The sequence below is a fragment of the Halomonas ramblicola genome (assembly GCF_030409215.1).
GTDB lineage: Bacteria > Pseudomonadota > Gammaproteobacteria > Pseudomonadales > Halomonadaceae > Halomonas > Halomonas ramblicola.
Genome location: NZ_JAUFPL010000028.1, coordinates 269,949 through 291,961, shown reverse-complemented (window position 1 = coordinate 291,961; position 22,013 = coordinate 269,949). Strand labels below are relative to the sequence as shown.

The window sequence follows — 22,013 nt, the reverse complement described above, 5'->3', positions numbered from 1 at the left end:
ACCCTCTGAGGGGCGTCAGTCGACGTGGGTCACCGCCTGACGCCGCGGGTCGACGTGCCAGGGCAGGCCGAGGCGGGCGTTGCGCTCCAGCTCGGCGATCACCTGGGCACCCAGCAGCAGGATGACGGCGCCCACCTCGAGACTGAGCAGCACCACGATCAGGGTGGCCAGGGAGCCGTAGACGGCGTTGACCAGCGACAGGTTGGCGAAGTAGTAGACCAGCAGCAGGCGTACCCCCTCCCACAGCAGGGCGGCGACGAAGCCGCCGATCACCGCGCGACGCAGGGCGATCTTGACCACCGGCAGCACCTTGTAGATGGCGCTGAACAGGGCGAAGACCCCCAGGAAGCTGGTCAGGTTGAGCATCGGCTCGGAGAGGCCCGCCAGGGGCAGCTGGCGATCGAAGAGCGCCAGCCACAGGGCATTGACGGCGCTGCCCAGGCTCACCAGCAGGGTAAGCAGCAGCAGGCCGGCGCCCAGCACCAGCATGAAGGCGTAGGGCAGCAGCACCGAGACCCAGATGCTGCGCCCGTGGTGGGTGTCCGGGGCATGGAAGAGGATCGCCAGGGCGTCTTCCAGCATGCGGAAGGCGAAGGAGCTGAACAGCAGCAGCACCGGCAGGCCCAGGATGCCGATGACGTCACGGGAGTCGAGCAGGCTGCGCACGGCGTCGATCAGTACCTCGGCATGGGCCGGGGCCAGATGCTGGGCCTGCACCGCCATGACCTCGAGCAGGTGCTGCTCGTCCACCACCCGGGCCAGCAGCACCACCAGCAGGGCGAACAGCGGCACGATGGAGAGCAGGATGTTGTAGCCCACGCCGCCGGCCAGCAGGATGCCGCGGTTGCGCAGGAAGGCGGTGAGCACGCGCCAGGCGAAGCGCCCCGTCCGCCTCAGCGGCGGGGGGAGAGACGGCTTGCGGGAGGCGGGGAAGGGCGTCATCGCGCGGTCCATGGCGGCGTGTCACTCCAGCATAGGCCGCGGGCTGCCTGCCGAGTCAATGGCGGTATCGCGATCGAGTTGCGTCATCACGACTACCCTTGGACTCATGGGACACTTCATGATGATTATCGGTCGTGGCATGCGGGCCGCATGGCGGCGGGGTCGCAGGGGGCCGGCCTGGCCGGCGCTGCTGACCCTGTTGCTGTTGGCCGGCTGTGCGGGGCGGCTGGTGCCCCCGGAGGAGCCGGTGGCGCCGGTGACCGTCTACCTGCTGGATCACGGTCGCCACGCCAGCCTGGTATTGCCTCGCGAGGATGGACGCCTGGCGCGCTACAGCTATGGCGACTGGCATTGGTACGTGGAGGGGCGGCGCGGTCTCCTGAGCGGCCTGGCCGCCCTGCTGTGGCCCACGCCGGGTGCCCTGGGGCGCGGCCTGGGCGAGGGGGACGGCGATCCACGGGCCCTGGCGCCGGAGGGGGTCGAGCGGGTTCACTCCCTGCGGGTGGAGCGCCGGCGGGTCCAGGCCCTGCGGCGGCGTCTGGATGCCCGCTTCGCGGCGGCCGGGGCGGCCCCGGTTCGCAGCGCCGACTTCGGCCTGGACTTCGTGCCCCATCCGCGCGCCTACTGGTTCCCCCACCAGTCCAACCTGGTTGTGGCGGACTGGCTGCGAGAGCTGGGCGTCGAGGTGGGCGGCTCGCCCTGGTTGTCCGACTGGCGTCTGGTGCCCGGCTCGGCGGCGTTCTGAGCGAGTCGCCGTTGGCTGCAACTTTCTCCCTTGCGGTCGGCTCTGTATGCTGATTGAGGCAGTATCCGGGCCGGTGCGCCGCGGCGAACCGGCGAGACGCAAGGTTGAAGCAGAGAAGGAGAGGTCCCATGACGGAAACCTCGCAGTCATCACCCTTCAAGGACAACCGGGTCAGGGCGCTGGCGGCCGTGGCGGTGGTCGCCGTGATCTGGGCCATCATCGCCCAGTCCAGCGCCGGTTCCCATCAGGAGGCGCGAGAGGCCCTCGAGGCCGAGTTCGAGGTGCTGGAGTCGCGCAACCAGTCCCTCTCCAGCCAACTGGAGGAGCACGACCAGGCCGGCGAGGAACTCGAGGCGCTGGAATCGCAACTGACCGAGCTCGACGAGCAGCGCGAGACGGCCGCCGCCGACCTCGAGGCGCGCCAGGCCGAGATCGGCGAGGCCGAGACGCGCCTCGAGGAACTGCGGGCATCGCGCGAGACCCTGGAAGCCGACGTCGCCTCCCTGGAGGAGGAGCAAGCCTCGGCGCAGGAGGCACTGACGGCCCTGCAGGAAGAGCATGATGCCGTCGATCAGGCGCGCCAGGATGCCGAGGCGGCCCGCCAGGAGGCCGAGGCCGCGCGTCAGCAGGCCGAAGAAGAGCGTCAGGCCGCCGAGCAGGCGCGCCAGCAGGCCGAACAGGCGCGCCAGCAGGCCGAGGAGGCGCGCCAGCAGGCCCAGGCCGATCTCGAGGCCCTCGAGGAGGAGATCGCTGCGGCACGCGACGAGCGCGACGGCCTGCAAGAGGAGATCGAGGTCCACCAGGCCGAGCGCGACGATCTCGAGGCGACCCTGGAGGAGCTCGCCGCCGAGCGTGACGAGCTGAACCAGGCGGTCGAGTCGGCCCGCCAGACCCGCGACGAGACCGAGGGCGATGTCCAGGCCGCCCGCACCGAACTCGAGGACCTGAAAATCGCCATCGGCATCGGCCGCGACGAGGTCGCTACCCAGGAGGGCGAGGTCGAGCGCCGCGAGGAGCAGCTCGAGCGCCTGGAGCAGCAGCTGGACACCTGGCGCAGCGAGCTGACCGAGCTCGAGGCCGGGGTCGGCGGCGCGGAGACCGAAGAGGCCACCGGAGAGGAAGAGGCCACCGGAGAGGAAGAGGCCACCGAGGAGCAGGAGGCCGCCGCGGAGTAGGCGGCCTCGTCTTCCACCCCACTGCGACGGCGGGCCGGGAGGCCCGCCGTCGTACGTCCTGCGCCTTGTGTGGTCAACGGGGTGGACGGGTATACTGACCAGATACTGTCGGCCCTGCCGGCAGAGTCGAACCACCAGCGAAGGAGCAGGACGTGATCGAAGGGGTCAAGCACATCGTCGCCGTGGCATCCGGCAAGGGCGGGGTCGGCAAGTCCACCGTCGCCGTCAACCTGGCACTGGCCGCGGCCGCCGAGGGCTACCGCGTGGGTATCCTCGATGCCGACATCCACGGCCCCAGCCAGGCCCGGATGCTGGGCGTGGGCGAGGGGGTGCGCCCCCAGGAGGCCGGCGAGAACCGCATGCGCCCGCTCGAGGCCCACGGCATCCAGGCCATGTCCATGGCCTTCATGGTCGACATCCGCGAACCCATGGTATGGCGCGGGCCCATGGTGGCCGGCGCCTTCCAGCAGTTGTTGACCCAGACCCAGTGGGACGACCTGGACGTGCTGTTCATCGACATGCCGCCGGGCACCGGTGACATCCAGCTCACCCTGGCCCAGAAGGTGCCGGTGGACGGCGCGGTGATCGTCACCACACCCCAGGACATCGCCCTGCTCGACGCCCGCAAGGGCATCGAGATGTTCCGCAAGGTGAACGTCCCGGTGCTCGGCGTGGTGGAGAACATGAGCCTGCACCTCTGCTCGAACTGCGGCCACGCCGAGCCGATCTTCGGCGAGGGAGGCGGCGAGCGCATCGCCGAGGAGTACCAGACGCGCCTGCTGGGGCGCCTGCCGCTGACGCTGGCCATCCGCGAGCAGGTGGATGGCGGGCGGCCCAGCGTGGTGGCCGAACCGGATGGCGAGGTGACCGCCACCTTCCGCGACATGGCTCGCCAGGTGGCCGCGCAACTGGCCGCCCAGTCGCCCGAGGGGCCGAGCATCTCCTTCAGCGACGACTGAGCGGCAGCCGCCGCCCTACCTCCTTCCGGGGAGGCCGTGACGCCCGCTTCCGGGGCCGCTATCATGGCGGCCCCGGCGCCGTCAGGCCCCCGTTCCCACTCCAGCAGGAAGCGTCCCGATGAGCATCAAGTCCGACAAGTGGATCCGCCGCATGGCCGAGCAGGAGGGCATGATCGAGCCCTTCGAGGCCGATCAGGTTCGTTACGTCAACGATCGCCGGGTGATCTCCTACGGGACTTCCAGCTACGGCTATGATGTGCGCTGTGCCGACGAGTTCAAGGTGTTCACCAACATCCACTCGGCGGTGGTCGACCCCAAGGCCTTCGACGACAAGAGCTTCGTCGACGTCAAGGGCGACGTCTGCGTGATCCCGCCCAACTCCTTCGCCCTGGCGCGCACCGTGGAGTACTTCCGCATCCCGCGCAGCGTGTTGACCATCTGCCTGGGCAAGTCCACCTATGCGCGCTGCGGGATCATCGTCAACGTGACGCCGCTGGAGCCCGAGTGGGAGGGCCACGTGACCCTGGAGTTCTCCAACACCACCAACCTGCCGGCCAAGATCTATGCCAACGAGGGCGTGGCCCAGATGCTGTTCCTGGAATCCGATGAGGTGTGCGCGACCTCCTACAAGGACCGCGGCGGCAAGTACATGGGACAGCGGGGGGTCACGCTTCCCCGCACCTGAGCCCGGGCCCAGGAGCTTGAAGCGGGAAGAGCGGCGCTTCGCGGCTGGAAGGGCCGGGCTTCGCCCGGAGGTTTAAGCCTGAAGCTGGAAGAAAAACCTTGACCCAGGCGGTGGAGGTTTCATGCTCCCTTCCAGCTTCCAGCTTCCAGCTTCCAGCTTCCAGCTTCCAGCTTCCAGCTTCCAGCTTCCAGCTTCCAGCTTCCAGCTTCCAGCTTCCAGCTTCCAGCTTCCAGCTGTCAGTCCTCGTCCAGCTCCTCCGCCGCATCGGCGTGGGACATGCGTAGCCCCTGGGGCGGCAGTGGGGTGCCGTCGAAGGTGGCGCCGCCGGCGGTGAACTGCAGCCGCCCCTCCAGACACCACTTCACGGCGATGGGGTAGATCAGGTGTTCGCGGGCGTGGACCTTCTGCTTGAGGCTCTCCTCGGTCTCGCCCTCGGCCACCTCGACTGCCGCCTGCAGCACCACCGGGCCGCCATCGAGCTCCTCGGTGACGAAGTGCACGCTGCAGCCGTGCTCGGTGACGCCGTCGGCCAGGGCCCGGGCATGGGTGTTCAGGCCCTGGTAGTCGGGCAGCAGGGAGGGGTGGATGTTGATCAGCCGACCCAGGAAGCGCTGCACGAAGCGCGGGCTGAGGATGCGCATGAAGCCCGCCAGTACCACCAGGTCGGGCTCGTGGCGCTCGATGACCTTGATCAGGGCGCCGTCGTAGGCGTCGCGGCTGTCGTACTCGCGATGGGGCAGCACCACGGCGTCGATGCCCGCCTCCCGGGCGCGCACCAGCCCGTAGGCATCGGGCTCGTTGGAGATCACCGCGACGATCTTGCCGCCCAGCCGCTCGTGGACCTGCTCGTCGATCAGCGCCTGGAGGTTGCTGCCGTTGCCGGAGATCAGCACCACCACCCGGCGGGCATCCGTCGGCTCGGGGGTGAAGTCGCGCAGGGTGTCGCTCGCGTGGTTCTCGCTCATGCCGACAGGTTCTCCAGCACCACGCGCTCGCCGCCTTCCGTGCCGGCGACGATCTCGCCGATGCGATAGACCGCCTCGCCCTGGGCCTGGAGGTGGGCGCGGGCCTGGTCGGCCTTCTCGGCCGGCACCACGATCACCATGCCGATACCGCAGTTGAGCACGCGGTACATCTCCTCCTCGGCGACGTTGCCCTGGTCCTTGAGCCACTCGAACACCGCCGGACGACGCCAGGCCTCCACGTCGACCCGTGCCGCGAGCCCCTCCGGCAGCACCCGCGGCAGGTTCTCGGTGAGGCCGCCGCCGGTGATGTGGGAGAGCGCATGGACCGGCACGCCGCTCTCGCGGATCAGCGACAGCAGCGGCTTGACATAGATGCGGGTGGGGGCCATCAGGGCGTCGGCGAGGGGGGCGCCATCGATGGCGGTGTCGAGGCTGGCGCCGCTCACCTCGAGGATCTTGCGGATCAGCGAGTAGCCGTTGGAGTGCGGCCCGGAGGAGGCCAGGCCGAGCAGGACGTCGCCCTCCGCCACGCGGCTGCCGTCGAGGATCTCGGACTTCTCGACCACCCCGACGCAGAAGCCGGCCAGGTCGTAGTCGTTGCCCGCATACATGCCGGGCATCTCGGCGGTCTCGCCGCCGACCAGGGCGCAGCCCGCCTGCTCGCAGCCTGCGCCGATGCCGCTCACCACGTCGGCGGCGATGTCCACGTCGAGCCGGCCCGTGGCATAGTAGTCGAGGAACAGCAGCGGCTCGGCGCCGGCCACCACCAGGTCGTTGACGCACATCGCCACCAGGTCGATGCCGATGGTGTCATGGCGGCCCAGGTCCATGGCCAGGCGCAGCTTGGTGCCGACGCCGTCGGTGCCGGAGACCAGCACCGGCTCCCGGTAGCCGCCGGGCAGCTCGCAGAGTGCACCGAAGCCGCCCAGCCCGCCCATCACCTCGGGGCGGGCGGTGCGCTTGGCGACGCCCTTGATGCGGTCGACCAGGGCATTGCCGGCATCGATGTCGACGCCGGCGTCCTTGTAGCTGAGCGAGGGGCGTGGGGAGGAATCGGTCATCTGGGATCCTGTCGGGTCGTGATCGGCATGTCGACGGCGCGCCGTGCGGGCCGCTTCATGGTGGGCAAGTCAGGGTGCGAATTGTAGCATCACGTCAGGCGACTGGCAGCCTGTCGGTCGCGGCGTGACAGGGAGGTGGAAGATGCGCAGGCAGTGGTGGGTGGTAATCGGCGTCCTGGCGTTGGCGCTATGGTTCTTCATCAGCATCGAGCCGGTGCTGATGCCCTTCTTCGTCAGCATGGTGCTGGCCTATCTGGGCGACCCCCTGGCCGATCGCCTCGAGGCGCGGGGGCTGTCGCGGCGGCTCTCGGTGTCGCTGGTGTTCCTGCTGCTGACGCTGATCATCGTGGTGGGCCTGCTGCTGGTGGTGCCGGTGCTGGGGCGCCAGTTGGGGCAGTTGGTGGAGGCCTTGCCGGCGGTGCTCAACTGGGTACAGGAGACCGTGGTGCCCCGGGTCCAGTCGCTGACCGGCCTGGACCTCTCCACGGATATCGACCAGCTGCGCCAGGCGGTGGTCGACAACTGGAAGGAGACGGGCACCTTCGCCGCGACCCTGCTCTCCCAGGTGTCGCGCTCGGGGCTGGCGCTGCTGGGCTGGATCGGCAACCTGGCGCTGATCCCGGTGGTGACCTTCTACCTGCTGCTGGATTGGGACATCATCGTCGCCAAGGTGCGCGACTGGTTGCCGCGTCGCTGGGAGGCCACCGTCATCCGCCTCGCCGGGGAGTGTGACGAGGTGCTCTCGGCCTTCCTGCGGGGCCAGTTGATCGTCATGCTCTGCCTGGGCATCATCTACGCCATCGGCCTGACCCTGCTGGGCGTACGCTTCGGCCTGCTGATCGGCCTGCTCTCGGGGCTGGCCAGCATCGTGCCCTACCTGGGGGTCATCGTCGGCATCAGCGTGGCCGGCCTGGTGGCCTTCTTCCAGGGCGGCGACTGGCTGATGTTGCTGGGCGTGGCGGCGGTGTTCGGCCTCGGTCAGGTGGTGGAGAGCGTGCTGCTGCAGCCCAAGCTGCTCGGCGACAAGATCGGCCTGCACCCCGTGGCGGTGATCTTCGCGGTGCTGGCCGGCGGCAACCTCTTCGGTTTCACCGGGGTGCTGCTGGCGCTGCCGGCGGCGGCGGTGATCATGGTACTCTTGCGGGAACTCAACGACCGTTACAAGCACAGTCCCTTGTACGACGAGACGCTCTCCCCCCACCACGACGAGGAGTCGCCATGAGGCGTGCGCCGGCACAGCTGCCGTTGGGTGTCGGGCTGCGTGACGATGCCACCTTCGTCAATTTCTTTCCCGGGCCCAATGCCAGCCTGGTGGATCGCCTGACTCGCCAGTTCGACCCCGACGGCGAGCCCTTCCTCTACCTCTGGGGGGCGCCCGGCGTGGGGCGCAGTCACCTGCTGCAGGCCGCCTGCCACGCCGCCTCGGACCGCGGGCGGCGCGCCCTCTACCTGCCGTTGGAGGAGTTGGGCCATTTCCCGCCGCTGATGCTGGAGGAGATCGAGCGCCTCGACCTGGTGGCCATCGACGACCTGGAGCGGGTGGTGGGGCGCCGGCGCTGGGAGGAGGCGCTGTTCCACGCCTTCAATCGCCTGCGCGACGCCGGCAAGCGCCTGGTGGTGGTCGCCGAGGCCCCGCCGCGCCGGTTGCCGGTGCAACTGCCCGACCTGGCCTCGCGACTGACCTGGGGGGTGACCTTCCACGTCCAGGGGCTGGACGATGCGGGCCGCCTGGCGGCCCTGCAGCTGCGTGCCGGGGTTCGCGGCATGCAGCTGGCCGACGAGGTGGCCCGCTACATCCTGCATCGTGGGCCGCGACGCCTGGACGAACTCTTCGGGATGCTCGAGGACCTGGATCGTGCCTCGCTGTCGGCCCAGCGCAAGCTGACCATCCCCTTCGTCAAGCAGGCGCTGGGCTGGTAGGGCTCACTGCTCGCTGCACAGCCAGTCGGTATCGAAGCGGAAGGCGTTGAGGATGTCGTCCTGGGTGAAGCCGTAGCCGCTCAGGGTGTCCTCCCAGGCCTGGGTGTTGCGGTAGTCGAGCAGCGCCTCGTTGAAGGCGTCGCGCAGCGATTCGGCGTCGAGCGGGAAGGCGAAGCCCCCCCAGCTGCGCACCATCTCGCCGTCCACCTCGGGATCGACGAAGTTCTGCGCGACCTCCACCTGGCGGTCCCGTTCGGCCAGTTGGCTGACCGTCAGCCCCGTGCCGGCGTAGGCTTCCGCCTCGCCGTCGAGGATCGTGTCGATCGCCTGGGCATTGCTGTCGATCGCCACCAGGCGGCTCTCGGGTACGCCGAGCGCGGTCAGGATATCGACCTGGGTGGCGCCCGAGAGCACCGCGACGCGGATGTCGTCGCGCTCGGCGAAGGCGTCGTAGGCGTTGATCTCGTGGGGGTTCGCGGCTCTCACCAGCAGCCCCTCGCCATAGGAGGTGTTGGGTTCGGAGAAGAGCACCCGCGCGCAGCGATCGGGGCGGATGGCCATCTCCGCCGCCGCCATGTCGAACTCGTCTTCCTCGAGCCCGGGGATCAGGTCGTCGAAGTCCACGACCTGCCACTCGATCCGCTCGATGCCCAGCTGTTCCAGCAGGTGCCGAGCCACCTCGGGGCCGGCGCCGCGCCCCTCGCCATCCTCGTCCAGGTAGCCATAGGGCTCCTCATCCGCCACCGCCACACGGATATGGCCGCGCTCGCGAATCTCCTCGAGCGTGGCCGCCTGGGCGGCGGTGGGCAAGGCGAGCAGAACCGCCAGCAGCGGAATGCCCAGGCCGCCGGTGGGGGTAGCGATGCGTGTCGTCCTGTCCATGTCGATCCTCCTGAAACGCGGATATCGTCCCCGCGTGGGGCGCGATACTCAGCTTCCAGCCTAGCAGCCACCCGGCCGTCCTTCTCGCGACAAGCGGTGGAATACGGCAGGCGGCGGGAGGGCACCGCAGCGGGATCGGTGCCGAGCCGTCAGCGGCTCAGCTCGACCTCGCGCCGCTGGCCCTTGCCCAGGCCGACCTGGCGGATGACCACCCGGGTCTGGCCGCTGGCCGGGTCGCGGCCGCTGCCGGAGACGTAGAACTCCCCGGCAGGGAGATCGGAGACGCGGAAGTGACCATTGCCGTCGGTGCGCGTGGTGCGGGTGTATTCGCGGGCTCGGGGATCGGCGGGTTCCACTGCGATGCCCGCCAGCGCCTTCTCGGCGGCCTCGGCGGAATAGGTGGTGACCGGGGCCACCGAGATGCCGGCGCCGGCGATCGGCCGGCCACTCAGGGTGAGGCGCCCGCTGATCACGCCGCTGCCGTGCTTCTCCAGGGCGGCATATTCAGCCTCGGGGAAGGCGACCTCGCGGGGGGCCCGGCCGGGGGTGGGCTGGGGTTCTTCCTCGCGGGGCTCCGGCGGGCGTTCGCCGCGCTCGATGACCTCGATGCGCTCGGTAGGGGACGGGGTGGGGGGCACGATCTCGCAGCCGGCCAGCAGCAGGCCCGATAGCGCGAACGGTATCCAGCGTTTCATCGGTTCTCTCCCTGATCGGTGGCGCCCTGTGCCTGACGGGAGGGTAGCGCAAACGCTGGCCGGCGGGGATCCTTCGGCACACAAAAACGCAGACCGCCGCTCGAGGAGCGGCGGTCTGGCATCCGTCGACGCCGGCGAGCCGGCGTCATCGGGGGCTTACTGCTGGACGGTCTTGCTGGCGGTCGTCTGCGCCTGCTTGACGTTCTCTTCGGTCAGCTTCTGGCTCTGCTGGACGAAGTCCTGCTGCAGGGAAACCACCTTCTCGGCGTCGCCCTTCAGGCGCTCGGCGAGGTCCTTGGCGACCTTCTGCTGGCCTTCCATGTAGCTGCGCAGGCCCTCGGCGTCCTTGACGCTGAGCAGGGTGCGCAGCTGGGCCAGGCCGGTGTCGGTGTAGGCCTTGGTGGCGTCCAGCTGGGCGTGGGCCAGCTTCTCGCTGTAGTCGACGGCCAGGTTGGCGTAGGCGCGGGCCGGGCCGAAGAACAGGGATTCGACCTGCTTGGTGTCGAAGGCCTTGGTATCGAAGTTGAAAGCGTTCAGCATGGTGGAACCTCCAGGTTTCACGTTTTGGCGGTGAGCGGCATCACCGCTCTGTTGCAATGCACAATAGCAGCCTCTCTTGTGCATTGCAACATGCCGGGAAAGATTCGTCATCGCCAGCACGCCACCTTGCCGGATGACGCCGCCGGCCCCATGGTGAGGGGGAGTGCGCCACCACGATCAGGAGGAGAGCGCCATGAGCGACAAGCGCATCGAACGCGACAGCATGGGCGAGCTCGAGGTGCCGGACGGGGCCCTCTATGGCGCCCAGACCCAGCGCGCCGTGAACAACTTCCCGGTGTCGGGGCAGCCCATGCCGCCCGCCTTCATCCACGCCATCGCCCGCATCAAGCTGGCCGCGGCGCGGGCCAACCGGGACCTGGGGCTGCTGGATGCCGAGCGCGCCGCGGCCATCGTCGCCGCTGCCGAGGCGGTCATCCGCGGCGAGCACGACGACCAGTTCCCGGTGGACGTCTTCCAGACCGGCTCCGGCACTTCCAGCAACATGAACGTCAACGAGGTGCTGGCCCACCTGGCCAGCCGCGATGGCCTTCAGGTGGGACCCAACGACCACGTCAACATGGGCCAGTCGAGCAACGACGTCATCCCCACCGCCATCCATGTCTCGGCGGCCGTGGAGGTGACGGGGGAGCTGCGCCCGGCGCTGGTCCACCTGCGCGAGATCCTCGACGCCCGGGCCGCGGAACTGGACGGCGTGGTCAAGACCGGCCGTACCCACCTGATGGACGCCATGCCGCTGCGCTTGGGCCAGGAACTGGGCGGCTGGTCGAGCCAGGTGGGGCAGGCCATCGAGCGCCTGGATGGCGCCCTGGTGCGGCTGTGTCGGCTGGCCCAGGGCGGAACGGCGGTAGGCACCGGAATCAACGCCCATCCCGAATTCGCCCAGCGCATGGCGGCCCAGCTCTCCGAGCAGACCGGGCTGGCCTTCGCGCCCAACGACAGCTTCTTCGCCAGCCTGGCCTCCCAGGATGCCGCGGTGGAGCTCTCCGGCCAGCTGCGCGGGCTGGCCTGCGTGGTGATGAAGATCGCCAACGACCTGCGCTGGATGAACTCCGGGCCCCTGGCCGGGCTCGGCGAGATCGAGCTTCAGGCCCTGCAGCCGGGCAGCTCCATCATGCCCGGCAAGGTCAACCCGGTGATTCCCGAATCCGCCGCCCAGGCCGCCGCCCAGGTGATCGGCCTGGACACGGCGGTGACGGTGGCGGGGCAGAGCGGCAACTTCCAGCTCAACGTGATGCTGCCGCTGGTGGCCCATAACCTGCTGACCGGCATCACCCTGATGAGCAACACGGCGCGGCTGCTCGCCGACCGCGCCATCGCCACCTTCAAGGTCCGCGAGGACAACCTGGCCGGGCCGCTGTCACGCAACCCCATTCTGGTGACGGCGCTGAACTCGGTGATCGGCTACGACGCCGCGGCGGCCATCGCCAAGCGGGCCTACCAGGCCGGCAGACCGATCATCGAGGTGGCCGAGGAGCAGACCGAGCTGTCGCGGGAGGAACTGGAGCGGCTGCTCGACCCGGCGGCGCTGACCCGGGGCGGGATACCTGAATAAAGCGGGAAGATCGGCGCTTCGGGCTCAGGTCTCCTGCTCGCGCTGCTTGCCTTCGCGGATCGTGGCGCGCGCCTCGTGATGCTCGTCGCGGTCCGCCTCGGGGGTGTCGTGCTCGTCGGCCCGTGAGGGGCGGTGGCAGAGGGTCGCGAGGATCGGGAAGTGGTCGGAACCGAAGCCCGGCAGGCGGCGCAGCGCCTTCAGGGTGAAGTGCTCGCTGGTGAAGATATGGTCCAGGGGCCAGCGCAGCAGCGGGTAGTGGGCATGAAAGGTACTGAACATGCCGCGGCCGCGGCGTGGGTCGAGCATGCCGCTGACCCGGCAGAAGAGCCGGGTGGTGCGCGACCAGGCCACGTCGTTCAGGTCGCCGGCCACCAGAGTGGGCACCGGGTTCTCGTGGATCTGCTTGCCGATCAGCAGCAGCTCGGCATCGCGCCACAGCGACTCCTCGCTCTCGCCCGGGGCCGGGGGGCGCGGGTGCACGGCGTGCAGGCGGATCTCCTCGCCGCAGGGCAGGGTCACGCCGGTCTCGATGGAGGGAATGTCGTCCTGGATGCGCCACTCGATGCGCGGGTCCACCAGCGGTAGCCGCGAATAGAGGTGCATGCCGTAGAGGTTGTCCAGGGGGATCTTCACGGCATGCGGCCAGTCGGCGTCCAGCGCCTCGTCGAGTCGTGCCTGCCACCAGGCGTCGGACTCCAGGGTCAGCACCATGTCAGGGTCGTGCCGCTGGATCAGCGCGACCAGCCCTTCGGCGTTGCGGTTGGGGGTGAGCACATTGGCGATCAGCAGGGTCAGGCAGCGCCGTTCATGGCCGGGTTCGGCGCCCTGCACCTGCACCGGCCAGAAACGCGTCCAGGGCAGGATGTAGGCGAGCTGGATCACCAGGGTGGCGAGGGTCGCCGTCCGGGTGATCCAGGACCAGGGGGGCTCGGACCACCAGGCGGCGAGCAGGATCGCCAGGGCCAGGGCGGCGAGCTGCAGGCGCGGGAACTCGGCGGCGCGGATCCACCACCAGGTCACGGGCAGCCGCGGCAGCAGTGTCACGCCCAGCAGCAGCAGACCAAGCAGGGCCAGGATCGGGGACAGCATGGCACGACTCCCTTCGTCGAGATGGCCCGAGCATACCCCGCCGGCATGCCGGTCGACGAGCGGCGGAGCCTTCAGGCGAGCGCCGCGCGGGGAAGGCCCGGACGCGCGCTGCGGGCGTTCAGGTAGGCGGCCAGGCGCCGGCGCTGGGGGGCGGTGACGCGCACGTCGAGCTTGGTGCGCCGCCACAGGATGTCCTCGACGCGCTCGGCCCACTCGCGCGCGACGAGGTAGTCCACCTCGCGGGCGGTGAGCCCGGCACCGAAGGCCTCGCCGAGGTCGGCCTCGGCGCCGGCACCGGCCAGGAACTCCCGGCACAGCGAGCCATAGCTGCGCGCGAAGCGTCCCGCGCGCGTCTCGCCGAGCCAGGGGTAGTCGGCGAGCAGTGCCGCGGCGAAGGACGCCGGGTCGTCGATGTCGCCGCCGGGCAGCGGCGCCGTGGATGTCCAGGGGCGGCCCATGTCGGGCAGATGCGGTGCCAGGCTGTCCAGGGCGGCCTCGGCCAGCTTGCGGTAGGTGGTGATCTTGCCGCCGAAGATCGACAGCAGCGGGGCGCCCGAGTCGTCCAGCGACAGGGTGTAGTCGCGGGTCATGGCCGAGGGCTCGGCGGACTCGTCGTCACACAACGGCCTGACGCCCGAGAAGGTGCGGATCACGTCGTCGTGGGTGAGCCGGTGCCGGAAGTGGTCGTTGACCACGCCCAGCAGGTAGTCGATCTCCTCCTCGTCGGCGGCGACCTCGGCCGGGTCTCCGCGGTAGCGGCGGTCGGTGGTGCCGATCAGGCTGAAGTCGTTCTCCCAGGGCAGCACGAAGACGATGCGGCCGTCGTGGTGCTGGAGAATGAAGGCGCGGTCGTCGTGATTGAGCCGTGGCACGATCAGGTGGCTGCCCTGGATCATGCGGATGGTGTAGCGGGAATCGCGGCCGGCCTGCCGGCGCACCACCCGTTCCACCCAGGGACCGGCGGCGTTGACCAGGGTCCGGGCGTGGCGCAGGAAACGCGCGCCGCTGCGCGTATCCTCGAGCTCGACCTCCCACCGGCCGTTCACCTCACGGGTGGCGATGCAGCGGGTGCGCACCAGGATCTCGGCCCCCTGGTCGGCGGCCTGTCGGGCGTTGAGTACCACCAGGCGGGCATCGTCCACCCAGCAGTCGGAGTACTCGAAGCCGCGCCGGATGCCGGGTGCGAGTGGCGACCGCGGGCCGAAGCGCAGGGCCCGGGAGCCCGGCAGCCGCTTGCGCCGGCCCAGGTGGTCGTAGAGGAACAGGCCGGCGCGGAGCATCCAGGCCGGCCGCAGGTGCGGCCGGTGGGGCAGGATGAAGCGCATCGGCCGGATGATGTGCGGTGCCTTGGCGAGCAGTATCTCGCGCTCGTGCAGCGCTTCACTCACCAGGCGGAACTCGCGGTGCTCCAGGTAGCGCAGGCCGCCGTGGATCAGCTTGCTGCTGGCCGAGGAGGTGGCCGACGCCAGGTCGCCCTGCTCGCACAGGGCCACCGACAGGCCGCGGCCGGCCGCGTCGTTGGCGATGCCGGTACCGTTGATGCCGCCGCCGACGACGAACATGTCCAGGGGCGGCGTCTGGTGACTGTGCTGCATGCTTGCCCTCCATCGGGTGTCGACCGTGCACGGGAGCGTGGTGTTTCGTAACCGAAAATATAGGATTCAAAATAGAACATCAAGTGGATGAAAGCGAACCCGACGGTTTCGCTTTCCCGTGTCGACGGGGGAGGGCGATGCCTCAGTCGGCGATATGCAGCGCCACGTCGTGGCTCTCCATCAACTGGCAGATGGGCTGGGGCGGGCGGCGGTCGGTGAAGAGGGCATCGATCTGGGTGACGTTGCCCTGGCGCACGGAGGGGTTGCGGTGGAACTTGGAGTGGTCGGCGGCCAGGTAGACCTGGCGCGAGTTCTGGATGATGGCCTGGGCGACGCGCACTTCCTGGTAGTCGAACTCCAGCAGCGAGCCGTCCTCGTCGATGCCGCTGATGCCGATGAGCCCGAAGTCCACCTTGAACTGGTTGATGAAGTCGATGGTCGCCTCGCCGATGATGCCGCCGTCGCGGGAGCGCACCTGGCCGCCGGCGATGATCACATTGAAGTCTTCCTTGTGCTGCAGGATCGCCGCCACGTTGAGGTTGTTGGTGATCACCTCCAGGGCACGATGGCGCTCGAGCAGGGCCTCGGCGACCACCTCGTTGCTGGTGCCGATGTTGATGAACAGCGAGGCGTGGTCGGGGATGCGGTTCACCAGCAGCCGGGCGATGCTACGCTTGGCATCCAGGTTGAGGGTCTTGCGCGTGGCATAGGCGGTGTTGACGGTGCTCGATTCGAGGCCCGCGCCGCCGTGCACGCGGCGGATCATCCCCTCCTCGGCCAGGGCGTTGAGGTCGCGACGGATGGTCTGGGGGGTGACGGTGAAGTGGTCGGTGAGCTGCTCGATGCTGGCGTAGCCCTCGCGGCGGACCAGTTCGACGATGGCGTCGTGGCGTTGTTGCTGATTCATGGCGTCTCCCTGTGGCTGGCGCCAGTGTAGGCGATGGCGAGGCGGTTAGGCAGTGACGGCGCGGTGGCGTGCGACCATGGTCGTAGAGATTTCCGAACACGGCGCGGTACCCTGAATGATTATAAACGAACATTTTCCACAGGAGCCTCCATGGGCGACTATCTGCTTGCCATCGACCAGGGCACCACCAGTTCGCGCGCCATCCTCTTCGACCGTTCGGGTCGCAACCTGGCCTCGGCGCAGCGCGAATTCCCCCAGCACTTCCCCCGCGACGGCTGGGTGGAGCACGACCCTGAGGCGATCTGGGAGAGCGTGCTGGCCACCTGTCGCGAGGCGATCGAGCGGGCCGGGGTCGGGCTCGACGAGGTAGTCGGGGTGGGTATCACCAACCAGCGCGAGACCACCCTGCTGTGGGATCGGGTCACCGGTGAGCCGCTGCACAACGCCATCGTCTGGCAGGACCGGCGTACCGCCGACAGCTGCCAGGCGCTGCGCGAGGCCGGCCACCTGGATGCCGTGCAGTCGCGCACCGGGCTGCTGATCGATCCTTACTTCTCGGCCACCAAGCTGGCCTGGCTGCTCGACAACGTGGCGGGGGCCCGCGAGCGCGCCGAGCGTGGCGAGCTCGCCTTCGGCACGATCGACACCTTCCTGATCTGGCGCCTGACCGGGGGGCGGGTGCACGCCACCGATGCCACCAATGCCTCGCGTACCGCCCTGTTCAACATCCACGAGCAGCGCTGGGATCCGGAGCTGCTGGCGCTGTTCGGCATCCCCGACTCGCTGCTGCCCGAGGTGAAGGATTCCAGCGACGACTTCGGTCGCGTCGACGCCCGCTGGCTGGGCGGTGAACTGCCCATCGCCGGCGTGGCCGGGGACCAGCAGGCGGCGCTGGTCGGCCAGGCGTGCTTCTCGCCGGGCATGGGCAAGAGCACCTACGGCACCGGCTGCTTCATGATCGTCAACACCGGCGACAAGGCCGAGCGCTCGCGCAATCGCCTGCTGACCACCGTCGGCTACCGCCTGCACGGCAGGCCTACCTACGCCATGGAGGGCAGCATCTTCGTTGCCGGGGCCACGGTGCAGTGGCTGCGTGACGGCCTGCGGTTGTTCGCCGACGCCGCCGAGACCGAGGCCCTGGCCCGTCGGACGCGCTCGGGGCACAGCGTCTACCTGGTGCCGGCCTTCACCGGCCTGGGTGCCCCCCACTGGGACCCCAAGGCGCGCGGCGCCATCTTCGGCCTGACCCGCGACACCGGCATCGCCGAGATCGTCGCCGCCGGCCTGCAGGCGGTCTGCTACCAGACCCGCGACCTCCAGGCCTGCATGAGCGACGACATGGCCGCGACACCCGACACCCTGAGGGTCGATGGCGGCATGGTGGCCAACAACTGGGTCATGCAGTTCCTGGCCGACATGCTGGGCCAGCAGGTGGATCGCCCCACGGTGCTCGAGACCACCGCCCTGGGGGCCGCCTACCTGGCCGGGCTGCGGCTGGGCTGGTACCGGGACCTCGACGAGATCGCCGGCCTCTGGCAGTGCGAGAGGCGCTTCACGCCGCAGATGGACGCGGCCGAGCGCGAACGGCTCTATCGCGGCTGGCAGGAGGCGGTCGAGCGGGTCAAAAGCGACCGCTGAAGGCTTGCAAAATGCTGGCGAATCGGTACTATATGCATCCGTTGCCGGGGCGGTGAAGCCGCCTCGGCGGCCGCTTCGGGTCGAGGCAGGACCATAGCTCAGTTGGTTAGAGCGCCACGTTGACATCGTGGAGGTCGGCGGTTCAAATCCGCCTGGTCCTACCACCGCACTGCGACTCGATGACAGCCTCCAGGACCATAGCTCAGTTGGTTAGAGCGCCACGTTGACATCGTGGAGGTCGGCGGTTCAAATCCGCCTGGTCCTACCAGCTTCGACGCGACGCCCCGCAGCCCTGCTGCGGGGCGTCGTGCTATGTGAGCTCGCTGTGCGCGACGAACACCGCCGCCAGGGCCTCGATGCCGGCCCGGTCGGCGTCGCCGAAGCGCCCCTTCAGCGGGCTGTCCAGGTCCAGAACGCCCCACAGGCGGTCCCCCGCCACGATTGGCACCACCAGCTCGGCGTTGGAGGCGGCGTCGCAGGCGATATGCTCGGCCACGGCGTGGACGTCATCCACTCGCTGGGTCTCGCGCGTGCGCGCCGCCGCCCCGCACACCCCCCTGTCGAAGGGGATGGGGTGGCAGGCCGGCTTGCCCTGGAAGGGGCCCAGCGCGAGCACTTCCGGCTCGCGCTGCAGGTAGAAGCCGACCCAGTTGAGGTGGGGGATCTCCTGCATCAGGAAGGCGCAGGTCTGGGCGCTGTTGGTCAGCCAGTCGCGGGTGTCGAGCAGGGCCGCGAGCTGGCGGGCGAGCAGGGCGTAGTCGGGCATCATGGGGTTATTTCCAGCCGGGCACCGCCTGCGCCCCGAACAGCTCCTCGGCCTTGGCCTCGACCTCGTCGGTCTGGTAGGCCGCGACCAACTGTTGGATCGCCTCGCGCTCCTCGTCGCCGGCACGCACGGCGATCAGGTTGACGTAGGGCGATTCCGGCCCTTCCTTGATCAGGGCGTCGTCCAGGGTCAGGCCGGCGGGCTGGGCGAAGGTGTTGTTGATGAAGGCCAGGTCCACGTCGGGCAGTACCCGCGGCAGCTGGGCGGCCTCGATCTCGCGGAACTCGTAGTCGTGGGGGTTGGCCACGACGTCCAGGGGGGTGGCCTCCAGGTTCTCCGGGTCGGCGAGCTCGATCAGTTCCAGGTTGTGCATCAGGATCAGGGCGCGGCCCTCGTTGGAGGGGTCGTTGGGCAGGGCGATGGTGGCCCCGTCCGGCAGCTCCTCGATGCTGTCGTACTTCTCGGAGTAGGCGCCGATCGGGTAGACGAAGGTGTAGCCGGCCACGGCGAAGTCATAGCCGCGGTCCTCCACCATGGAGCGCATGTAGGGCTCGTGCTGGTAGGCGTTGGCGTCCAGGCTGCCGTCGGCCAGGGCAGCGTTGGGGGTGACGTAGTCGGTGAACTCGATGATCTCCACCTCCAGACCGTACTCGCGGCTGGCGATCTCGGCGGCCACCTCCATTACCTCGGTCTCGGGGCCGGCGACGGTGCCGACCTTGATGGCGTGCTCGTCGGCCAGGGCGCTGCCCGCGCCCAGGGTGAGGGTGGAAGCCAGCAGGGCGTTGAGCAGTGTCTTGCGCATGGGACGATACCTCCTGTTCATGATGATCCGATTCTAGCGGAATAAGTAAACGGTTTTTAATAGTTTCTTGATATTGAATGAAGGGGCGGCATCACTCATTTGTGGTCGCTCTTGCGTACCAAGTAGTCCCCCAGGCTCTGGAAGCCCTGGACCATCACCACCAGGATCGCCACCGTGATCAGCATGATGGTGGGGTTGAAGCGGTTGTAGCCGTAGCGGATGCCCAGGTCGCCGAGCCCGCCGCCGCCCACGGCGCCGGCCATGGCCGAGTAGCTCACCAGGGTCACCACGGTAACGGTCAGCGCCGTGAAGATGCCGCCGCGGGCCTCGGGCAGCAGCACCTTGGCGATGATCTGCCAGGGCGTGGCGCCCATCGACTGGGCGGCCTCCACCAGGCCGGGATTGATCTCGTTCAGTGCCCCTTCCACCAGGCGGGCGATGAAGGGGATGGCGGCGATGGTCAGCGGCACGGCCGCGGCGTTGGTGCCGATCGAGGTGCCCACCAGCATCCGCGTGAAGGGGATGATCGCCACCATCAGGATGATGAAGGGAATCGAGCGGCCGACGTTGGTGATCACCCCCAGCACGGCGCTGAGCGCCGGCTGGGCCAGCACCTGGCCGGGGCGGGTGACATAGAGCAGCACCCCGAGCGGGATGCCCGCCAGGGCGGAAATGGTGCCCGAGACGGCCACCATGTAGAGGGTGTCGAGGGTGGCCTCGAGGATCAGGTCAATCATCGCGCTGGACATGGCCGAGCACCTCCACGTGCAGGTCATGGGATTCGAGGTAGGCGAGGGCCTCGCGGGTCTTCGCCGGTGGCCCCATCAGTTCGGCGATCATCAGGCCCAGGGTGCGCTCCTGGATCGACTCCACCTTGGCCTGCAGGATGCTGACGTCGACGCCGCACTCCCGGGCCAGCCGCGAGATCAGTGGCGTGGAGACGGCGTCGCCGGAGAAGGCCAGCCGGACCACCGGGTGGGAGCGCTTACCGGGCGCCTCCTCCAGGCGCTCGATCAGCGCCCGGGGCGGTTCGAGCTTGAGGAAGTCGTTGAGGAAGTCGCGACCCAGGCGGGTGCGCGGGGCGGTGAAGAAGTCGCCCACCTCGGCCTCCTCGACGATCCTGCCGTCGGAGATCAGGCTGACTCGGTGGCAGATCGACTTGACCACCTCCATCTCGTGGGTGATCAGCAGGATGGTCAGGCCGAGCTTGTGGTTGATATCGCGCAGCAGGGCGAGGATCGAGCCGGTGGTCTGGGGATCCAGCGCCGAGGTCGCCTCGTCACACAGCAGCACCTTGGGGCGACTGGCCAGGGCCCGGGCGATGGCCACGCGCTGCTTCTGGCCACCGGAGAGCTGGGCCGGGTACTGGCTGGCCTTGTCGGCCAGGCCCACCAGCTCCAGCAGCGGGGTCACCCGCTCGCGGATCGCGCCGCGCTGCATGCCCATCAGCTCCAGGGGCAGGGCCACGTTGGCGAAGACCGTGCGGTTGGTCAGCAGGTTGAAGTGCTGGAAGATCATGCCGATGCCGTGGCGCGCCTCGTTGAGTGCGGCGCCGGACAGGCCGGTGAGGTCCCGGCCGTCGACGGTGACGATGCCGGTGGTGGGGCGTTCCAGCAGGTTGACGCAGCGGATCAGCGTCGACTTGCCGGCGCCGGAGAGGCCGATCACGCCGTGGATCCGGCCCTGGGGAATCTGCAGGTCGACGTCCTTCAGGGCGTGGACGGCTTGGGCGCTGTCGCCTCGCCTCGGATAGTAGGTCTTGGAAACGTTGTGGAGTCGGATCATGGAAGCCACCGCGGGTGGGGCGCCGGGCGGGCGAGTGCGGCGGGCGAAAAAAAGGCCACCCTTGGAGCCTGCCGAGTCTAACGCTGATCGACTGCGAATCCCGGGCTTTCGGCCAGCTTCATGCGATCTGTCTCGTTAAATAGCGGGCTATTCGCCTCGATAGATCGATAAATCTGACTCGAAATCCGTGCTTCTCGTGACGATCGGTCAAACCCGGCTGGCTCCATGCGGGTGGCCATCAACGCTGGACACACCCTTTTAGCTGCACTTCACGACATGACGCCGTCATGTCGCTGGCGCCCGCAAGCCGGGTACAAATCGGCGCCGTTCAATGTAGCGGGCAAGCATAGGGATAGTGTCTCGTCCTGTCAATCGGCGGGAGAATTGTTAGGGGCTATTGCGCCGATACTCAGCAAATCATGCTAGGAAATCGGCTTATATGGCGGATGTTGCTGTGAATGCCGGCCATGGACGCCGGTGTGAAGAATTTCCTACACTCATGTCCTTCGCGCCCCGCCCGGGGCGCCCGCAGTCGAGGAGTCGCCATGTTCACTGGCATCGTGCAGGGCACCGCCGAGGTGGTCGCCATCCAGGAGGCCGAGGCCTTCCGTACTCATGTCGTCGTGCTGCCCGAGGCGCTGCGCGAGGGGCTCGAGCCAGGCGCCTCGGTGTCCCACAACGGGGTCTGCCTGACGGTGACCGCCATCGACGGCGAACGGGTCAGCTTCGACCTGATGCGCGAGACGCTGCGGGTCACCAACCTCGGTGACCTGGCGGTCGGGGACAGGGTGAACATCGAGCGCGCGGCACGCTTCGGCGACGAGATCGGCGGCCATGCCATGTCCGGCCACGTGATGGCCATGGCCGAACTGGTGGAGCTCGACGAGGCACCCCACAATCGTCGGCTGTGGTTCGAGGTGCCCCGGGCCCTGGGCCGCTTCCTGTTCGACAAGGGCTACATCGGGGTGGACGGCATCAGCCTGACCATCGGCGAGGTGCACCCCGCCGGCGTCGCGCACGGGCCGGGCTTCTGCGTCGACCTGATCCCCGAGACCCTGGCGCGCACTACCCTGGGGCGGCGGGGGCCGGGGGATCGCGTCAACATCGAGATCGATCCCCAGACCCAGGCCATCGTCGAGACGGTGGAGCGCCTGCTCGAGGCCCGCGGTGCCTGAAGGGCGGGCACTGCGTCGGGAGTGCGTTGGTCGTGGCGGGTGGCGAATGGAACGTCAATTGCTTAACTAGGGCTGATGAGGCCGTCGGCCGCCGCCCCTCATCTCGCATCACCG

The 22,013-nt window shown here is 68.9% G+C and carries 21 protein-coding genes, 2 tRNA genes and 1 pseudogene; 11 read left to right on the top strand and 13 right to left on the bottom strand.

What is annotated here, in order from left to right; all coding sequences use genetic code 11:
- Positions 1 to 15: 15 nt before the first annotated feature.
- Positions 16 to 954 carry a YihY/virulence factor BrkB family protein gene (locus QWY80_RS12415; protein ID WP_435389368.1) on the bottom strand — a complete coding sequence of 313 codons (939 nt, stop codon included), beginning with the start codon at positions 952 to 954 and terminating at the stop codon, positions 16 to 18.
- Positions 955 to 1,060: 106 nt separating this feature from the next.
- Here QWY80_RS12415 and QWY80_RS12410 point away from each other — a divergent pair, with 106 nt between their 5' ends.
- The 4 genes and pseudogenes from QWY80_RS12410 (at position 1,061) to dcd (ending at position 4,506) form a co-directional block, all read left to right on the top strand.
- Positions 1,061 to 1,687, top strand: coding sequence for a hypothetical protein (locus QWY80_RS12410; RefSeq protein ID WP_290231913.1), 627 nt, complete (start codon positions 1,061 to 1,063; stop codon positions 1,685 to 1,687).
- Between the two features lie 128 nt (positions 1,688 to 1,815).
- Positions 1,816 to 2,862: a coiled-coil domain-containing protein gene (locus QWY80_RS12405; RefSeq protein WP_290231911.1), complete on the top strand. Its 1,047-nt coding sequence runs from the start codon at positions 1,816 to 1,818 to the stop codon at positions 2,860 to 2,862.
- 149 nt (positions 2,863 to 3,011) lie between these two features.
- Positions 3,012 to 3,821 (top strand): annotated as a pseudogene (gene apbC, locus QWY80_RS12400) (iron-sulfur cluster carrier protein ApbC); the annotation flags it as partial.
- A 118-nt stretch (positions 3,822 to 3,939) separates the two neighbouring features.
- A complete protein-coding gene (gene dcd, locus QWY80_RS12395) occupies positions 3,940 to 4,506 on the top strand; it encodes a dCTP deaminase (RefSeq protein ID WP_290231909.1) in 567 nt (188 codons plus the stop codon).
- 236 nt (positions 4,507 to 4,742) lie between these two features.
- On the opposite strand, the gene purN is transcribed toward dcd, so the two are convergent.
- Together purN and purM are read right to left on the bottom strand one after the other, a co-directional pair.
- A complete protein-coding gene (purN, locus tag QWY80_RS12390; RefSeq protein ID WP_290231906.1) occupies positions 4,743 to 5,471 on the bottom strand; it encodes a phosphoribosylglycinamide formyltransferase in 729 nt (242 codons plus the stop codon).
- Positions 5,468 to 6,532 carry a phosphoribosylformylglycinamidine cyclo-ligase gene (purM, locus tag QWY80_RS12385; protein WP_290231904.1) on the bottom strand — a complete coding sequence of 355 codons (1,065 nt, stop codon included), beginning with the start codon at positions 6,530 to 6,532 and terminating at the stop codon, positions 5,468 to 5,470. The genes purN and purM overlap by 4 nt, the downstream gene beginning before the upstream one ends.
- 142 nt (positions 6,533 to 6,674) lie before the next feature.
- Between purM and QWY80_RS12380 the strand changes: the two genes are divergently transcribed.
- Positions 6,675 to 7,754 carry an AI-2E family transporter gene (locus tag QWY80_RS12380; RefSeq protein ID WP_290231902.1) on the top strand — a complete coding sequence of 360 codons (1,080 nt, stop codon included), beginning with the start codon at positions 6,675 to 6,677 and terminating at the stop codon, positions 7,752 to 7,754.
- The gene (gene hda / locus QWY80_RS12375) at positions 7,751 to 8,452 is read left to right on the top strand and encodes a DnaA regulatory inactivator Hda (RefSeq protein ID WP_290231900.1); all 702 of its coding nucleotides are present in this window, start codon (positions 7,751 to 7,753) and stop codon (positions 8,450 to 8,452) included. The genes QWY80_RS12380 and hda overlap by 4 nt, the downstream gene beginning before the upstream one ends.
- 3 nt (positions 8,453 to 8,455) lie before the next feature.
- On the opposite strand, the gene ehuB is transcribed toward hda, so the two are convergent.
- The 3 genes from ehuB to QWY80_RS12360 all read right to left on the bottom strand — a co-directional run bounded on the left by ehuB (position 8,456) and on the right by QWY80_RS12360 (position 10,569).
- A complete protein-coding gene (gene ehuB / locus QWY80_RS12370; protein WP_290231898.1) occupies positions 8,456 to 9,334 on the bottom strand; it encodes an ectoine/hydroxyectoine ABC transporter substrate-binding protein EhuB in 879 nt (292 codons plus the stop codon).
- A gap of 149 nt (positions 9,335 to 9,483) precedes the next feature.
- Positions 9,484 to 10,029 carry a hypothetical protein gene (locus QWY80_RS12365; RefSeq protein WP_290231896.1) on the bottom strand — a complete coding sequence of 182 codons (546 nt, stop codon included), beginning with the start codon at positions 10,027 to 10,029 and terminating at the stop codon, positions 9,484 to 9,486.
- A 156-nt stretch (positions 10,030 to 10,185) separates the two neighbouring features.
- Entirely contained in the window at positions 10,186 to 10,569 is a 384-nt protein-coding gene (locus QWY80_RS12360; RefSeq protein WP_290231894.1) for a phasin family protein, read from the bottom strand.
- A gap of 193 nt (positions 10,570 to 10,762) precedes the next feature.
- On the opposite strand from QWY80_RS12360, the gene QWY80_RS12355 reads away from it, so the two are divergent.
- A complete protein-coding gene (locus QWY80_RS12355) occupies positions 10,763 to 12,142 on the top strand; it encodes a class II fumarate hydratase (protein ID WP_290231892.1) in 1,380 nt (459 codons plus the stop codon).
- 24 nt (positions 12,143 to 12,166) lie between these two features.
- Here QWY80_RS12355 and QWY80_RS12350 read toward each other — a convergent pair whose 3' ends face one another.
- The 3 genes from QWY80_RS12350 to QWY80_RS12340 form a co-directional block, all read right to left on the bottom strand.
- Entirely contained in the window at positions 12,167 to 13,231 is a 1,065-nt protein-coding gene (locus QWY80_RS12350; RefSeq protein ID WP_290231890.1) for an endonuclease/exonuclease/phosphatase family protein, read from the bottom strand.
- A 71-nt stretch (positions 13,232 to 13,302) separates the two neighbouring features.
- Positions 13,303 to 14,826 carry a glycerol-3-phosphate dehydrogenase gene (gene glpD / locus QWY80_RS12345; RefSeq protein ID WP_290231889.1) on the bottom strand — a complete coding sequence of 508 codons (1,524 nt, stop codon included), beginning with the start codon at positions 14,824 to 14,826 and terminating at the stop codon, positions 13,303 to 13,305.
- Positions 14,827 to 14,968: 142 nt separating this feature from the next.
- On the bottom strand, positions 14,969 to 15,733 hold the full coding sequence (locus QWY80_RS12340; protein ID WP_290231888.1) for a DeoR/GlpR family transcriptional regulator: 765 nt from the start codon (positions 15,731 to 15,733) through the stop codon (positions 14,969 to 14,971).
- Between the two features lie 150 nt (positions 15,734 to 15,883).
- Here QWY80_RS12340 and glpK point away from each other — a divergent pair, with 150 nt between their 5' ends.
- The 3 genes from glpK to QWY80_RS12325 all read left to right on the top strand — a co-directional run bounded on the left by glpK (position 15,884) and on the right by QWY80_RS12325 (position 17,639).
- Positions 15,884 to 17,371 (top strand): glycerol kinase GlpK, encoded by a 1,488-nt coding sequence (gene glpK, locus QWY80_RS12335; protein ID WP_290231887.1) that lies wholly within the window; start codon positions 15,884 to 15,886, stop codon positions 17,369 to 17,371.
- A gap of 87 nt (positions 17,372 to 17,458) precedes the next feature.
- Positions 17,459 to 17,535 (top strand) — tRNA-Val (locus tag QWY80_RS12330).
- A gap of 27 nt (positions 17,536 to 17,562) precedes the next feature.
- Positions 17,563 to 17,639 (top strand) — tRNA-Val (locus tag QWY80_RS12325).
- Between the two features lie 42 nt (positions 17,640 to 17,681).
- On the opposite strand, the gene QWY80_RS12320 is transcribed toward QWY80_RS12325, so the two are convergent.
- The 4 genes from QWY80_RS12320 to QWY80_RS12305 form a co-directional block, all read right to left on the bottom strand.
- Positions 17,682 to 18,137, bottom strand: a complete 456-nt coding sequence (locus QWY80_RS12320) for a GAF domain-containing protein (protein WP_290232593.1) — start codon at positions 18,135 to 18,137, stop codon at positions 17,682 to 17,684.
- A gap of 7 nt (positions 18,138 to 18,144) precedes the next feature.
- Entirely contained in the window at positions 18,145 to 18,939 is a 795-nt protein-coding gene (locus QWY80_RS12315) for a MetQ/NlpA family ABC transporter substrate-binding protein (RefSeq protein WP_290231886.1), read from the bottom strand.
- A gap of 95 nt (positions 18,940 to 19,034) precedes the next feature.
- A complete protein-coding gene (locus QWY80_RS12310; protein ID WP_290231885.1) occupies positions 19,035 to 19,688 on the bottom strand; it encodes a methionine ABC transporter permease in 654 nt (217 codons plus the stop codon).
- A complete protein-coding gene (locus tag QWY80_RS12305) occupies positions 19,669 to 20,724 on the bottom strand; it encodes a methionine ABC transporter ATP-binding protein (RefSeq protein ID WP_290231884.1) in 1,056 nt (351 codons plus the stop codon). Before QWY80_RS12305 ends, QWY80_RS12310 begins: the two co-directional genes overlap by 20 nt.
- Positions 20,725 to 21,269: 545 nt before the next feature.
- Here QWY80_RS12305 and QWY80_RS12300 point away from each other — a divergent pair.
- Positions 21,270 to 21,899 (top strand): riboflavin synthase subunit alpha, encoded by a 630-nt coding sequence (locus QWY80_RS12300; RefSeq protein ID WP_290231883.1) that lies wholly within the window; start codon positions 21,270 to 21,272, stop codon positions 21,897 to 21,899.
- Positions 21,900 to 22,013 lie beyond the last annotated feature (114 nt).